The sequence below is a fragment of the Kocuria sabuli genome, assembly GCF_040981185.1.
GTDB lineage: Bacteria > Actinomycetota > Actinomycetes > Actinomycetales > Micrococcaceae > Kocuria > Kocuria sabuli.
The window spans coordinates 250,354-264,677 of record NZ_JAVHZE010000004.1 but is presented as its reverse complement, the minus strand read 5'-3'; the positions used below and the strand labels follow the sequence as shown (position 1 = coordinate 264,677).

11 protein-coding genes are annotated in these 14,324 nt (G+C 76.0%); 4 read left to right on the top strand and 7 right to left on the bottom strand.

What is annotated here, in order from left to right; all coding sequences use genetic code 11:
- Window positions 1-208: 208 nt before the first annotated feature.
- The 4 genes from RE027_RS06840 to RE027_RS06825 form a co-directional block, all read right to left on the bottom strand.
- Window positions 209-2,200, bottom strand: a complete 1,992-nt coding sequence (locus RE027_RS06840; RefSeq protein ID WP_368807501.1) for a penicillin-binding transpeptidase domain-containing protein — start codon at window positions 2,198-2,200, stop codon at window positions 209-211.
- 224 nt (window positions 2,201-2,424) lie between these two features.
- Window positions 2,425-3,384 carry an HpcH/HpaI aldolase/citrate lyase family protein gene (locus RE027_RS06835; protein WP_368807500.1) on the bottom strand — a complete coding sequence of 320 codons (960 nt, stop codon included), beginning with the start codon at window positions 3,382-3,384 and terminating at the stop codon, window positions 2,425-2,427.
- A 278-nt stretch (window positions 3,385-3,662) separates the two neighbouring features.
- On the bottom strand, window positions 3,663-6,248 hold the full coding sequence (gene hrpB, locus RE027_RS06830; protein WP_368807499.1) for an ATP-dependent helicase HrpB: 2,586 nt from the start codon (window positions 6,246-6,248) through the stop codon (window positions 3,663-3,665).
- Window positions 6,249-6,348: 100 nt separating this feature from the next.
- On the bottom strand, window positions 6,349-7,158 hold the full coding sequence (locus RE027_RS06825) for an alpha/beta fold hydrolase (RefSeq protein ID WP_368807498.1): 810 nt from the start codon (window positions 7,156-7,158) through the stop codon (window positions 6,349-6,351).
- A gap of 125 nt (window positions 7,159-7,283) precedes the next feature.
- Here RE027_RS06825 and RE027_RS06820 point away from each other — a divergent pair, with 125 nt between their 5' ends.
- From RE027_RS06820 to RE027_RS06810, 3 genes are all read left to right on the top strand, one after another.
- Window positions 7,284-8,258, top strand: a complete 975-nt coding sequence (locus tag RE027_RS06820) for a 1,4-dihydroxy-2-naphthoyl-CoA synthase (RefSeq protein ID WP_368807497.1) — start codon at window positions 7,284-7,286, stop codon at window positions 8,256-8,258.
- 13 nt (window positions 8,259-8,271) lie between these two features.
- Complete coding sequence (locus RE027_RS06815) at window positions 8,272-9,423, top strand: AMP-binding protein (protein ID WP_368807496.1); 1,152 nt, start codon at window positions 8,272-8,274, stop codon at window positions 9,421-9,423.
- Window positions 9,424-9,534: 111 nt separating this feature from the next.
- Window positions 9,535-10,416: a 1,4-dihydroxy-2-naphthoate polyprenyltransferase gene (locus RE027_RS06810; RefSeq protein ID WP_368807495.1), complete on the top strand. Its 882-nt coding sequence runs from the start codon at window positions 9,535-9,537 to the stop codon at window positions 10,414-10,416.
- A gap of 9 nt (window positions 10,417-10,425) precedes the next feature.
- On the opposite strand, the gene RE027_RS06805 is transcribed toward RE027_RS06810, so the two are convergent.
- Window positions 10,426-10,713 (bottom strand): DUF4229 domain-containing protein, encoded by a 288-nt coding sequence (locus RE027_RS06805; RefSeq protein ID WP_368807494.1) that lies wholly within the window; start codon window positions 10,711-10,713, stop codon window positions 10,426-10,428.
- A gap of 79 nt (window positions 10,714-10,792) precedes the next feature.
- Between RE027_RS06805 and RE027_RS06800 the strand changes: the two genes are divergently transcribed.
- Window positions 10,793-11,251 (top strand): PLDc N-terminal domain-containing protein, encoded by a 459-nt coding sequence (locus tag RE027_RS06800; protein WP_368807493.1) that lies wholly within the window; start codon window positions 10,793-10,795, stop codon window positions 11,249-11,251.
- Window positions 11,252-11,476: 225 nt separating this feature from the next.
- Here the strand turns inward: RE027_RS06800 and ccsB are convergent, their stop codons facing one another.
- Together ccsB and resB are read right to left on the bottom strand one after the other, a co-directional pair.
- The gene (ccsB, locus tag RE027_RS06795; RefSeq protein WP_368807492.1) at window positions 11,477-12,547 is read right to left on the bottom strand and encodes a c-type cytochrome biogenesis protein CcsB; all 1,071 of its coding nucleotides are present in this window, start codon (window positions 12,545-12,547) and stop codon (window positions 11,477-11,479) included.
- Window positions 12,548-12,559: 12 nt separating this feature from the next.
- On the bottom strand, window positions 12,560-14,323 hold the full coding sequence (gene resB, locus RE027_RS06790) for a cytochrome c biogenesis protein ResB (protein WP_368807491.1): 1,764 nt from the start codon (window positions 14,321-14,323) through the stop codon (window positions 12,560-12,562).
- Window position 14,324 lies beyond the last annotated feature (1 nt).

Below are 14,324 nucleotides of genomic sequence, written 5' to 3'. Positions count from 1 at the left end.
CATAGGCCAGGGAGGAACCGACGGAACCGGCGCCGACCACGCCGATCTTGGTGCGGGCGGGAGTGGTGGGCACGGTCTCGGGCACGGGGAGCTCCTGACGGGTTCGGCGGTTCGCGGCAGCGGACGGGACGTCCGCCTCCATCCTCGGCCTGCGGAGCCGGACGCGGAAGGCCCGGCCCGTCCGGGCGTGTCCGGCCGGGCCGGCGCGTCAACCGGTGCGGGCCGCCGAGGCCGCCGCCAGGAAGTCGCGCGCGATCGGGCCCCCGGTGATCGAGCCGAGGTCGCCGTCCTCCACGAACACCGCGACGGCGAGGTCCTCGTGCTCCGCGACGACCCACGAGTGGGTCCGGGGCGGGTCCTCGTCGCCGAACTCGGCCGTGCCGGTCTTGCCGATCGCGGTGTCCGGCTCGAGCTCCTGGAGCACGTCCAGGTGCCCGGAGGAGACGACGGCCCGCATCATGGTGCGCAGCTGCTCCGCCTCCTCGGCGGTCAGGGGGTCCTCCGGGCGGGGCCCGGCCGTGGCGTCGCCGTCGAGCAGGCCCTCGGTGGTGACCAGCCGGGGGGTGACGAGCTGCCCGGCGGCGACGGAGGCCGTCAGGTTGGCCATGGCCAGCGGGGACACGAGCGTGCGCCCCTGCCCGAACAGCGCGGCGGCGTGCTGGGCCGGGTCCTCCTCCTCCGGGAGGGAGCCGGCGAAGACGGGCACCCCGAGGTCCGTCCCGACGCCGATGCCGAGGGCCGCGGCGGCGCCGGCGAGCTCGGCCTGGCCGATACGGTCGTGCTGGTCGACGAAGGTGGTGTTGCACGAGTGGGCGATCGCCTCCGTGAGGGTGATCGGACCGGTGAACTCGGCCGGATAGGACTCCACATTGTTGATCCGCACGCCCTCGGCGGTGGTCGACGGCGGGCACTGCACGACCGTCGCGGGGGTGTCTCCTGCGCGCAGCATCCCCAGGGCCGTGACCACCTTGAAGGTGGACCCGGGCGCGTACTGGCCCAGCAGCGCGGTGGAGTAGCCCTCGGAGCCCGGGCCGTTGGCCGACGCGACGACCTCGCCCGTGGAGGGGCGGATCGCCACGATCGCGGACGGTGACTCGATCCCGGCCAGCAGCTCCTCGGCAGTGGCCTGGAGCCCGCGGTCCAGGCTCACCGCGACCGGCTCGCCGGCCTGCGCCGGCACCTCGAACAGCGGCTCGCCGGCGGACGGCTGCGCACCGTCCCCGGGCACGACCTCCTCGACGACCACGCCGGGCGTGCCGCGCAGCCGGTCGTCGAAGCGCTCCTGGACGCCGCCGCGGCCGACCAGCGCGCCGGCCTCCAGGTCGCCGCCGGCGGCCTGGAGGTCCTCGGCGGTCGCCTCGGACACCGCGCCCAGCAGGTCGGCGGCGAAGCCGCGGGAGGGCGCCAGCGGGAGCTCGTCCTCGACCACGAGCAGCCCCGGGATCGCCTGCATCTGCTGCGCGTCCAGTTCCCGGAAGTCCTCCAGCCGCAGCGGCAGGGCCTCGACGAACGCCTCCGGCCCGGCCTGCTCTACCGCCTCGGCGTAGGCGCCGGCGTCGATGTCCACGGCCGCGGCGAGCCGGCGCGCCGCCGCGGCGGGGTCCGCCCCGTCCAGCTGCGACCGGTCGATGCCCACCCGGCGGACCGGGCGCTCCGTCACCAGCGCCTCGCCGTCCGGGCCGAGGACGTCCCCGCGGTCCGCGGCCACGGTCCGGGCACGGAGGGCCTCCCCCTCCGCCAGGTCCGGCTGGACCACGCTCGGGGACCACTCCGGGACCCACTGCCCGTCGCCCGACCGGACCACGGGAAGAGTCGAGTCGTACGCCCAGTCCTGGTCCGTGCCCGGGAGGTCCCACGACCAGGACAGCGTGGCCGCGCGGCGGTCCTCCTCCCCGGTGTCCTCCACCGCGGCGACCTCGACGGCCGGGACGGCCTCCCCGAGCCGTGCGGTGACCTGTTCGTACTGCTCCTGGGCGGCCGCGCCCCCGACTCCGTCGAAGGCCAGCTCCTCGACGCTGCCGGCGCTCAGCGCGGCGGCGACCTGCTCTGCGGTCTCGCGCCCGCCGTCGGGGGAGAGCACCGCGCAGCCGCTGGTGAGCAGGCCCGCGCTCAGCGCGAGCGAGACGGCCGTCGCCGTCCGGCGGGCGGCCGGGCCGGGCGCCGGGAGCTGCGGGACGGGGAGGAACGGGAAGGTCTGCACCCGTTCAATCTAGCGGGGCGGTCCCGCCCGGGACCGGATCCGGACGTCGCGAACGGACACGGAGGGACTGGGCACGGAGGGACCGGGCACGGCCCCGGCGGCGGACGAAGCGGAGGGACCGGCGGGCGCCGTGGCTGCACGGCACCCGCCGGTCCCTCGGGCGCGCGGCAGGGGGTGCGCCGCCGCGCGCGGCGGGGCCGGTTCCCGGCCCCCTCACCACCGGGTCAGCAGTGGTACGTGTCGGTCGGCGCCTCGAAGTGGACGTCGTAGCCCTCGGGCACGCTCAGGCCGAAGGCGCCGGCCAGGCCGAGGATCTTCCGGGCGCGGGCGAGCCGGGGCAGGTCGGAGCCGTTGCGGATCTCCCCGCCGTCGGCGTCGAACTCCTGGAGGAACTCGGTGGCCCAGGACAGCTCGGACAGGGACGGGCTCAGGCCCTCGTTGACCGTGGCGGTCTGCTCGGGCATCAGGCACAGCTTGCCCGTCATGCCGAACTCCAGGGTCACGGACGTCGCCTCGGCCAGCTTCGGGCCGAGCGCCCCGACGGCCGGTCCGTCGATGGGCCCGGGCAGGTTGGCCGCCCGGGAGGCGATCGTGAACTGCGAGCGCGTGTAGGCCAGCGTCATGGGGTTCTCGCCGAAGCCGGTGTCGCGGCGGAAGTCGCCCAGGCCGAAGCCGAGCCGGTAGGTGGAGCGGGCACCGGCGATGGCCTGCAGGTGCTGCACCCCGCGGGCCGTCTCGACGAGGGCGACGATCCTCGTGTCCTTGAGCAGCTCCGCGGTGCGGGTCACGTGCTCGGGCGACTCGACCATGGCGAGCATGACGCCGTCGAGGCCGCGGACCCCGGCCAGGGCGCGGAGGTCGTCCTCCCACCACTGCGTGCCGAAGCCGTTGACGCGCACCCAGGCGCGCTGCTGCGCCCCGTGCTCGTCCTGGCAGTCCAGCCAGTTGATGACGTTGCGCCGGGCGCGCTCCTTGTCCTTGGGCGCCACGGAGTCCTCGATGTCCAGCACGACGACGTCCGCCGCGCTCGCCGCCGCGACCGCGAACCGCTCGGGCTGGGCGCCGTTGACGAGCAGCCAGGAGCGGGCGAGCTCCGGGCCGACCGCGGGCACGGCGGCCCGGGCGGTCAGCGGGGAGGAGGCGGGCGGGGTCGCCGAGGTGGTCTCGATCGAGGTGGCAGTCATGAGTGCGTACCCATTCCGTGTGGCGCAGCGTGCTGCGGTGCAGGAGCGTGCCGGGAGACCCGCGCCGGGGAGGCGGGTGCTGCCGGCGGAACCGTGACCGGTGCCGGGCCCGCGGGAACGATCGCGTCGCGGGGTCCGTCCGGTGCGTGCCCCGGACCGGGGGTCGCGAGGTGGGCGAGCCGGTCCGTGCGCGCTGGATCAACGCGCTCGGCAGGTGCGGTGACCCCACCGTAACGCAGATCACACCGGCACGCCACCCGCCCCGTGCGCGGGGCGGATCAGCTGCGGCGCTTCGTCCGGGCGGTGGCCGGCGCGGACCACGGGTCCTCGGGCCAGGGGTGCTTCGGGTAGCGCCCGCGCATCTCGGCCCGCACGTGGGCGTAGGCCCCGGACCAGAACGAGGCGAGGTCGTCGGTGACCGCGAGGGGGCGCCCGGCCGGGGAGAGCAGGTGGAACAGCACCGGCGCCCGTCCGCCGGCGACCGCGGGGGTCTCCGCCCAGCCGAAGCACTCCTGCAGCTTCACCGCGACCACGGGCCGGCCGGCGGGGTCGTCGGCCGCGGGGTAGTCGATCCGAGCCCGCGAGCCGCTGGGCACGGCGAGGCGCTCGGGGGCGAGCTCGTCGAGGCGACCGGCCTCCGGCCACGGGAGCAGCCGCCGCAGGGCCGTCGTGAGGTCCACGGAGCGGTCGCCGGCGGCGAGGGCGTCCAGCTCCGGGGCGAGCCACTCGTCGAGCCGGGTGCGCAGGGCGTCGTCGGAGACGTCCGGCCACGGGGTGCCGAGCCGGTGGTGGAGCAGCGCGAGCCGGCGCCGGAGCCCGTCGGCCGCCCCGGACCAGTGGAGCAGACCCGGGCCGCGCTCGGCCAGCGCCGCGCGCACGGCCTCGCGGGCCGCCGCGGGAGCGGGCCGCACGGGGGTCGAGGACAGCTCGATCGCCCCGAGCGCACGGACCCGCCGGGCGCTCACCCGCCCGTCCTCGTACCGGGTGCGCACCTCGTCGGTGAGCAGGTGCTCGGCGCAGCGCTCGGCGGTCTGCCGGTCGATCCCCGCCGCGGCGCGCAGCACCGCGCCGGTCCCGGCGGCGGCCTGGCCGGCCGCCCGGGTCACCTCGGCCACGGCGAGCCACTCGTGGCCGGCCAGGGCGCTCCCGGCGGGCAGGCCGGCGCGGGTCCCGGAGGCCAGCAGCCAGGTCTCGCCCGTCCTCCGGGCGACCCGCTCCGGCAGGGCCAGCGCCACGACCGCCCCGGCCACGGCCGCGGCGGGGACCTCCTCCCCCGCGGCCCGGTCCGCCGCCCCGTCCGCGGCGGCACCGGAGCGCAGCCGCTCGGCCGTCCGCTCCAGCCGCCGGGCCTCGTCGGCCCACCGGCGGGCTCCGGGGGCGCGGCCGGAGCGCAGGTCCGCGAGCAGGCGGGCGAGGTCCCCGCCGGTCGGGCTGTGGTCGTCGGAGACCATGGCCACGACCTCGGCCGCGGCGCGGGCCCCCACGGCGCGGGCGCCGTCCAGCAGACCGCGGGCCAGCCGGGGGTCCACGGGCACCGTGGCGAGCAGCCGGCCGGTGGCGGTGGCCCGGCCGTCGTCGTCGAGGGCCCCGAGGCCCTGCAGGACCCGCACGGCCTCGGCCAGCGCCCCGGCGGGCAGGGGGTCGGGCAGCGCCAGGCCCTGCCCGCCGGGCGAGCCCCAGCACGCGAGCAGCAGGGCGGCGCCGGTGAGGTCGGCGGCCGCGAGCTCGGGGGTGCGGTGGGCGGGCATCGCGGCCCAGGCCCGCTCGTCGTAGCAGCGCACGACCTCGCCGGGGCCCAGACGGGCCGCGCGTCCCGCGCGCTGCTCGGCCGAGGCCCGGGACGCCGAGACGGTGACCAGACCCGTCATGCCGCGGGCGGCGTCCCGCCGGGGCTCGCGGGAGAGCCCGGAGTCCACCACGAGGCGCACCCCGGGCACCGTCAGGGAGGACTCCGCGAGGGACGTGCTCACGACGACGCGGGGCCGGTCGCCGGGGCCGCGCCCGGACGTCGCCCGGTCCTGCTCGGCCGCCTCCACCCGGCCGTGCAGCTCGAGCACCTCGGCGCCGCGGTGCTCCTCCCGCAGCCGGCGCGCGACCTGGGCGACCTCCCACGCCCCGGGGAGGAAGACGAGGGCGTCCGTGGAGGCGTCCCGGGCGAGGGCCCGCGCGTGGGCGGCGGCCGCCGTGCGGGCCACGTGGTCGAGGAACGGCCGGGTGACGCCGCGCTCGTCGGTGCGGCGCCCGGGCGCCGGGTCCCAGCGCACCGCGAGCGGGTGCAGGGCGGCCGGGCAGTCGACGACGGGGGCCGGGCCGGGCCCGCCGAGCAGGCCCGCGAAGCGCGGCGCGTCGAGGGTCGCGGACATCGCCACGAGCACGAGGTCCTCGCGCAGCTCGCGGACCTCCGCGAGCAGGCCCACGAGCAGGTCCGAGTCGAGGCCGCGCTCGTGCACCTCGTCGAGGACCACGGCGCCCGTCCCGGGCAGCTCGGGGTCCTGCAGCAGCCGGCGCAGGAGCACCCCGGGGGTGACGAACTCCACGAGCGTGCGCTCCCCCGTGCGCCGGTCGCCGCGCACGGTGTGGCCCACGAGCCCGCCCACCGGTGTCCCGGTCAGGTGCGCCAGCCGCCGGGCCGCCGAGCGGGCCGCGACCCTGCGGGGCTGGGTGACGACCACCCGGGCGGGGCCGTCGCCGCGCGCGTGCAGGAGGTCGGCCACGAGCGGCGGCACCAGGGTGGTCTTGCCGGTGCCCGGCGGGGCCTGCACCACGGCGACGCCGCCGGCCAGCGCCGCGCGGAGCTCACCGAGCGCCCCGGCGACCGGCAGCCCGGCGCCGATCCGGGCGAGGTCGAAGGGGACGGAGCTCATCGCCCCAGTCTCCCACCGCCGCGGGGGCCGGTCGGCGGACGGCGACCGCCGCCCCGCCTGCTGCCGTCCGGAACGGCCGTGTCCCGCACGGGGAAGGCGGTCAGTCCTCGGAGTGCGCCAGGAACCCGCGCAGCACCTCGACGAACGTCTCCGGCTCCTGCGAGTGGACCCAGTGGCCGGCCTCGCGGATCGTCACCAGGTGCGTCCTGGGGAACAGGCGGCGCATGGCCGGGGAGTGCTCGTCGCGGACGTAGTCCGAGCGCCCGCCGGCGACCCAGAGCACCGGCCCCTCGTAGACGGCGTCCCCGGTGTCGGGGAAGCCGCCGATGGTGTCCAGGCTCGACCGCAGCAGCTCGAGGTTCGGCTCCCAGGAGAGGCCCTCCTCGCCGCGGCGCAGGTTCTGCAGCAGGAAGCTGCGGGTGGTGTCCCACGGGATGGGTTCCTTGAGGGCCTCGTCCGCGTCCGAGCGGCGTTCGACGGTCGTCAGGTCCACGGCCGCGAGGCTGTCCAGCAGGTGCGCGAACTCGCCCTCGCCGCCCCCGGCCCGGACGGGGGCGATGTCCACCACGACGAGCCGGGAGACCAGGTCCGGGTGGCGCAGCGCCAGCACCATGGCCACCTTGCCGCCGAGGGAGTGCCCGACGACGGCGACCGGCCCCTCCGCGGCGAAGTCGTTCCGGAGGGTCTCGGCCACGGAGTCCGCCATCTGCTCGTAGTCCACCCGCTCCGTCCACTCGGACCGGCCGTGGTTGGGCAGGTCCACCAGCAGGCTCCGGAAGTCCGGCTGGAGGTCCTTGGCGATCCGGGTGAAGTTCTTGCCCCGCCCGAACAGGCCGTGCAGGAAGACGACGGGCTCGCCGTCGTCCCCGACGGGGGTCGTGTGCAGGGTGCTCGTCCGGAGGTCAGCCATGCTCCGAGCTTAGACAGGTCCCGGCGCCGCCGTCGTCCGCCGCGGCCTGCTGGACGGCTGTCGCGGCAACTCAGGCTCCGGCGGCAGCTCCGGCTCCGGCGGGCGCCCCACGTAGACTCGGGAATGTGACTGACTCCACCCGGACCACCCGCGCCGCCCTCCCCGAGCAGGTCTCGGAGCTCTTCGACCCCGTGCAGTGGCGCACGGTCGAGGGTTTCCAGGACCTGCAGGACCTCACCTACCACCGCGGCGTGCAGCGGGACGGGGACGGCGCCGTCGTCCGCGACCTGCCCTGGGTGCGGATCGCGTTCGACCGGCCGGAGGTGCGCAACGCCTTCCGCCCGGGCACGGTGGACGAGCTCTACCGTGCCCTCGACCACGCCCGGATGAGCTCGGACGTGGGCGCGGTGGTCCTCACCGGCAACGGGCCCTCCGCCAAGGACGGGGGCTGGGCCTTCTGCTCCGGCGGGGACCAGCGCATCCGCGGCCGCGACGGCTACCGCTACGCCGAGGGCGAGACCGCCGAGTCCATCGATCCGGCCCGCGCGGGGCGGCTGCACATCCTCGAGGTGCAGCGGCTGATCCGCACGATGCCCAAGGTCGTCATCGCCGCGGTGCCGGGCTGGGCCGCGGGCGGGGGGCACTCCCTGCACGTGGTCTGCGACCTCACGCTCGCCTCCCGCGAGCACGCGCGGTTCAAGCAGACGGACGCCACCGTGGGCTCCTTCGACGCCGGCTACGGCTCGGCCCTGCTGGCCCGCCAGGTAGGGCAGAAGTTCGCCCGGGAGATCTTCTTCCTCGCCCGGGAGTACGACGCCCAGCGGATGCTCGAGATGGGCGCGGTCAACGAGGTCGTCCCGCACGCCGAGCTGGAGGAGGCCGCGATCGCCGCCGCCCGGGACGTGGCCGCCCAGTCCCCGCAGGCGGTCCGGATGCTGAAGTTCGCGTTCAACCTGCCCGACGACGGGATGGTCGGCCAGCAGGTCTTCGCGGGCGAGGCGACCCGCCTGGCGTACATGACCGACGAGGCCGTCGAGGGCCGGGACGCGTTCCTGGGCAAGCGCGACCCGGACTGGTCGGGCTTCCCCTACTACTTCTAGGGCGGTGGCCGCGATGGCCGAGCTGATCCTTCCCGATGACGCCGTGGTCCTGGACGGGCCCGTGGCCGGGGACCCGCTGCGGCTGCTGCCCCCGCTGACGCGGGTGCTGGGGCGGGAGGGCCCGGCCGTCGTGGTGCGCACGTCCGGCTCGACCGGCCGCGCCAAGCGCACGGTGCTCACCCGGGACGCCCTCGCGGCGTCGTCCATGGCCACCGCGGTGCGCACGGGTGCGGTGGGCCAGTGGCTGCTGGCCCTGCCCGCCCACCACGTGGCGGGGCTGCAGGTCCTCGTGCGCTCGCTCTACGCCGGGACGGACCCCGTGGTGCTGGACCCCGCGGCTCGCTTCACGCCGGAGGCCTTCGCCGCGGCCGCGGAGCGGCTGGAGGACCGGGTGCGCTTCACCTCCCTGGTGCCCACCCAGCTGCAGCGGATCCTGGAGCCGGCCTCCGGGGTGCGCAACGGGGACGCGGTCTCGGCCCTGAAGAGCTTCTCCGCGGTCCTGCTCGGCGGTTCCGCGGCGTCCCCACGGCTGCTCGCGGCCGCCCGGGACGCGGACGTGCGGGTGATCAGCACCTACGGGATGTCGGAGACGTGCGGCGGGTGCGTGTACGACGGCGTGGCCCTGGACGGGGTGTCGGTGCACGTCGAGCCGGACGGCGGGCGGCCCGGCGCCCCTGCGGGGCCGGGCACCGGTCGGATCTGGCTGGGCGGGGCGGTGGTCGCCGCGGGCTACGCCGGGGACCCCTGGCAGACGGCGTGGCACTTCCGCGAGGCCGCGGGGACCCGCTGGTACCGCACGGACGACCTCGGCGAGCTCTCCGCGGACGGTGTGCTCACGGTGCTCGGCCGGGTCGACGACGTCGTGAACACGGGCGGGGTCAAGGTCTCGGCGGGGCGGGTCGCCGCCGTGCTGGACCGGCACCCGGCGGTGCGCCAGTCGCTCGTGCTGGGCGTGCCCGACCCCGAGTGGGGCCAGGCGGTGGGAGCCGCCGTGGTCGCGGCCGCCGGCACCGACCGGCGGCGGCTGCGCGCCGAGCTCGCGGAGGCCGTACGCGCCGAGCACGGCGGCGCGGCCGTGCCCCGCCGCTGGGCCTGGCCCGAGGAGCTGCCGATGCTGCCCACCGGCAAGCCGGACCGGGCGGCGGTGGCCCTCCTGCTGGCCTGAGCCGGGCCAAGCCCCGGCGGGGAGCGCGCCGGGGCCGTGACACAATGGTGCGCGGCCCGGGCCCCCACCGCGGCCCGCATCGCGCGAGACGTTCCCCGACGGAGGTAGCCCGTGGCCACGCCAGCCCAGTGGATCGAGGGAGCCCGGCTCCGGACGCTCCCCATGGCCCTCGCCCCGGTCGTCGCCGGCTCCGCCGCGGCCCAGGCCCTGCACTCCTTCGACCTCCTCCGGGCGGTCCTCGCCCTGCTCGTGGCCCTCCTCCTGCAGATCGGCGTGAACTACGCCAACGACTACTCCGACGGCATCAAGGGCACCGACGACGTGCGGATCGGCCCGCTGCGCCTGACCGGCTCCGGGGCGGCCCGCCCCGGAGAGGTGAAGGCGGCGGCCCTGCTGTGCTTCGCCCTGGCCGCGGTCGCCGGCGCGCTGCTGGTGCTGCTGAGCCGGCAGTGGTGGTTCATCCCCGTGGGCCTCTCGGCCGTGCTCGCCGCCTGGGGCTACACGGGGGGCAGGACGCCGTACGGGTACCGGGGGCTGGGCGACGTCTTCGTGTTCGTGTACTTCGGGCTCGTGGCCGTGCTGGGCACGACGCTCACCCAGGCCGGCACCCTGAACCTGGAGGCGTGGATCGGGGCGCTGTCCACGGGGCTCATCGCGTGCGCGCTGCTGATGGCCAACAACATCCGGGACCTGCCCGGGGACCGGGAGGTCGGCAAGCGGACCCTGGCCGTGCGGCTGGGCGACCCTCTGGCCCGCGTGGTCTTCACCGCCGAGATCGCCGTGGCGCTGCTGCTGGTGCTGTTCCTGGTGCCCTACAACCCGTGGATGCTCATCGTCCTGCTGCTCGTGCCGCTGGCGCTGCCGCCGGTGGCCACGGTGCTGCGGGTGCAGGACCGTCGCCAGCTCGTCCCCGTGCTCAAGCAGTGCGGCGTGCTCAACGTGGGCTGGGCCGTGCTGTTCCTGCTGGCGGTGCTGCTGCGGCAGTGGCTCTGAGCCGGCCGCTCAGACCTCGCGGCCGCCCTCGCGCAGCTTCCGGTCCACGTAGGCGTCCTCGATCTCCTCGTCCTCGAGCGCCACGCGGTTGCGGGGCCGCGGCGACCGGGAGACCCACCGGTGGAGCTCCTCGCCCGCGGCGGTGTGCAGTCGCGGGAAGAACAGGTAGGACACCGCGAAGGACGCGGCCACGGCCGCGACCCCGGACAGGACCAGTCCCGCGCCCAGCCACATGCTCAGCAGGAAGACGAGCACGAGCAGACCGAACCGGAGCAGGGTGTATTTCAGGAAATTCACCCCGTCAGTCTACCGAGCGGAGCTGAGAGAACTCCCGGCGCTGAGCTGACGTCCAGGCAGCTCACCTACGATTGTCGGCATGGGCAGAGCCATCCTCATCATCGGCGCGGCCGCACTGGCCGTGGGCGTCATCGTGTACTCCCTCATCGAGTGCGCCCGGACCGACAGCACCGCCATGCGCGGTCTCCGCAAGGGGGGCTGGATCGCGGTCATCCTCCTCCTCCCGCTGCTCGGTGCCCTCCTGTGGCTGTTCATGGGCCGCCCCCGGGGCACCGCGGGATCCTCCGGGCCCGTGCGCGGGAAGGGCCCCGACGACGACCCCCAGTTCCTGCGCAACCTCGAGCAGCGCCGTCGGCAGCAGGAGCAGGCCGAGAAGCTGCGCCGGTGGGAGGAGGAGCTGCGTCGCGGCGGCGGGCCGGCCGGCGGGGCCCCGGACCAGGACGGTCCCGGGGACGACCCCTCGGACGGGCCCTCCCCAGGCCGTGCCGACGACCCGTCCGACGACTCCCCCGGGACGAACCGCCCGCCGCGCGAGTGACCCCGGGGGCGCCCGCGCGCCCCGGGGTCACCGGGTGCGCGAGTCTCCGGTGGCACCCCGGACCGGTGCCGTCCCGCGCGGGCCGGCATCCTGTGCGTGCTGCCCGCCGTGGCACGGAGCCCTCCCGCGCGGCGGGCCGGAGCCCGTGGAGAAGGCCGCGGCCCGCGCCGACGGTCGTCGGTGCGGGCCGCGGCGCGGGTGCTGCGGGTAGGGGCTGGGGGCGGCTCAGACCCCGGCGTAGGAGTGCAGTCCCGCGAAGAGCGTGTTGACCACGGTGAAGTTGAAGACGATGCACAGGTACCCGGCGATCGACAGCCACGCCGAGCGGGTGCCGGTCCAGCCGCGGGTGGCGCGGGCGTGCATGTAGGCGGCGTAGACCACCCAGATCACGAACGTCCAGACCTCCTTGGTGTCCCAGCCCCAGTACCGGCCCCACGCCTGCTCGGCCCAGATGGCCCCGGCGGCGAGGGTGAAGGTCCAGAACGCGAAGCCGACCGCGTTGAGCCGGAAGGACAGGTTCTCCAGCGCCTGGGCGGACGGCACCATCCGCAGGAAGTCCATGCGGGGGGCCTCCCCCGCCAGGATCGCCCGCTCGCGCCGGGCCTGCAGCAGCTGCAGGACGGCCATGGCGAAGGTGATGGTGAACACGCCCGAGGCCGCCACGGCGATGGACACGTGGATCACCAGCCACCAGGACTGCAGGGCCGGCTGCAGCGGTCCGACGGGGGTCGGGAAGCCGATCGTGGCCGCGCAGAGCATGATCACCACGAGCCCGGACACGAGGGTCCCCACGAAGCGCAGGTCCCGGGCCAGCAGGGCCAGCAGGTACACCCCCGCGACGACCAGGGCGCCCGTGGTGCAGAACTCGTACATGTTGCCCCAGGGGACGCGACCGGCCGCGAAGGCCCGGCTCAGCACGGCGGCGGTGTGGACGAGGAAGGCCAGGACCATGACGGCCACGGCCACGCGGGCCGCGGGGCGGCGCTGCCCGGTGTAGCGCATCTGCTCGTCCGCGACGTGCCCGGCCAGGGCGGACTGCGCGCCCGTTCGGTAGCCGCGCCCGCGGTGGCCCGTCCCGTGCCCGGCCCGCGCGTCGGCGGGCTCGGAGGCCTCGTGCGATCCCGCCCGGGCCGCGGCGCCCACGAGCTCGCGCTCCCCGTCCGCCGCCGTGCCGCGCAGGGCCTTGGAGTGGGAGGCCATGTCCCACGCGAAGGCGACGAAGCCGACCAGGTAGGTCATGGCGGCCAGGAGCATGAACAGCTCGCTCCACGCGCCCAGGGTCTCGTTGACAGGCATGGCCCTATCCTCTCACTCGTTGCCGGGCCGGTTCGCGGCCGGGTTGGTGCCGGCGGCCGCGGTCGCGGCGCCGCCGATGGTGCCGGTGGTGCCGGAGGTGGTCTCCCGCACGCCGGCGGACTCCCACTGCCCGGTCCACAGCTCGCCCAGCCGCTCGGCCTCGGCCGAGAGGCGGGGATCCTCGCCGCGGGCCAGCAGCCCGTACTCCAGCACCGTGCCGGGCCGGCCGTCCTCGTCGGTGCCCTCGGCCGCCCGCACCCAGACGCGGCGGCGGGAGATGAACAGGGACATCAGCAGGCCCGTGAACGCCAGGACGAAGGACACGAAGGCCCCCGTCTTGCCGGGGTCGTAGTGGATGTCCAGGCCCACGTAGCGCTTGACGTCGAGGAACTCCACGGTGCCCCTGCCCTCGGGCAGCTCGTACACCGGGTCCGTGGCGTCGAGGGAGATGGCGCCGTTCTCGTTGGTCATGGCGTTGAGCTCGGTGAGCTGCTCGACGTCGAGCACGTACACGTTCTGCGGGGCGCCCGTGTCCAGCCCCAGGTCCCCGTGGTAGGCGGAGAGGATCAGCCGGGGGTTGGCCAGGCCGGGGTCCACCGAGCGGGGCATCTCCCCCTGTCCGCCGACGGCGGTGGGCAGGAGCAGCCCCACGAAGCCGAGCTGGTCGGGGCGGGCGTCGGGGACCTTGAGCACGAGCGAGGAGGTGTACACGCCGTCGGAGGGGACGGTCACCACGGGGCCCTCGAAGGCGACGTCGCCGTTGCCGTCGGTCACCCGGACCACCGGGGCGTAGCCGTTGCCCACGAGGTAGCTCTTCACGCCGCCGACGTTCAGCGGCTGGTTCACCTTCAGCACCTCCTCCCGCGGCTCGGCGCCGGGCTCGTCCTGCACCGTGACCTCGGCGGTGAAGTCCAGCGGCGCCCCGTAGTTGCGCGGGTCCGTGGTGTCCCGGTTGAACTCGGCCTCGAAGCGGTCCAGCCGGACCGAGAACGGCTCGAGCCAGTCGGCGTCGTAGTTGGTGCCGGGGGTGAAGGAGTCGTAGCCGATGAGGGTGTTGACGAAGGACTCACCCTCCACGACCACCCGCTGGCCCTTGTAGCCGAACAGGGAGCCGACGGCCACGGAGACCAGCACGCCCAGCAGCGCGAGGTGGAAGACGACGTTGCCGACCTCCTTCCACATCCCGCGCTCGGCGGCGACCGACGGGGCGGCCGTGCCGGCGTCCCGCACCGCCACCCGGTAGCCGCGCTTGCGCAGCAGCCGGGCGGCGTCGGCGACGACGTCGTCGGGGGCGGGGGCCGGGGCGCCGTCGCGCCCGCCCAGGAGCAGCGACCGGTGCTCCGGCAGCCGCTCGAGCCGCCGCGGGGTCCGCGGGGGCTCGGCCCGCCACGCGCGCCAGTGCTTGGCCGCGCGCGGGAGCACGCACCCCACGAGGGAGACGAACAGCAGGATGTAGATCGCGGAGAACCACGCCGAGGAGAAGACGTCGAAGAACTGGAGCCGGTCCAGCCACTCCCCCAGCACCGGGTTGGTGTCGAGGTAGTCCTGGACGGCCGTCGGGTCCTGGATCCGCTGCGGGAAGATCGAGCCCGGCACCGCCGCGACCGCCAGCAGCAGGAGGAGGAACAGGGCGGTGTTCATCTTCGTCAGCTGGGTCCAGGCCCACCGGGCCATGCCCAGGGGCCCGAGCGCCGGGAGCTCGGCGTCGGGGGTGCGGTTCCCGGACGGCTCGGAGGCCGCGGCGGGGCCCGACGACGGGGGCGCTGAGGTGCTCATG

What these genes read in the sequence shown, in the direction of transcription:
- resB (WP_368807491.1), bottom strand. Translation starts at nt 14,323, where the DNA reads ATGAGCACCTCAGCGCCCCCGTCGTCGGGCCCCGCCGCGGCCTCCGAG.
- RE027_RS06815 (WP_368807496.1), top strand. Translation starts at nt 8,272, where the DNA reads ATGGCCGAGCTGATCCTTCCCGATGACGCCGTGGTCCTGGACGGGCCC.
- RE027_RS06825 (WP_368807498.1), bottom strand. Translation starts at nt 7,158, where the DNA reads ATGGCTGACCTCCGGACGAGCACCCTGCACACGACCCCCGTCGGGGAC.
- RE027_RS06800 (WP_368807493.1), top strand. Translation starts at nt 10,793, where the DNA reads ATGGGCAGAGCCATCCTCATCATCGGCGCGGCCGCACTGGCCGTGGGC.
- ccsB (WP_368807492.1), bottom strand. Translation starts at nt 12,547, where the DNA reads ATGCCTGTCAACGAGACCCTGGGCGCGTGGAGCGAGCTGTTCATGCTC.
- RE027_RS06835 (WP_368807500.1), bottom strand. Translation starts at nt 3,384, where the DNA reads ATGACTGCCACCTCGATCGAGACCACCTCGGCGACCCCGCCCGCCTCC.
- hrpB (WP_368807499.1), bottom strand. Translation starts at nt 6,248, where the DNA reads ATGAGCTCCGTCCCCTTCGACCTCGCCCGGATCGGCGCCGGGCTGCCG.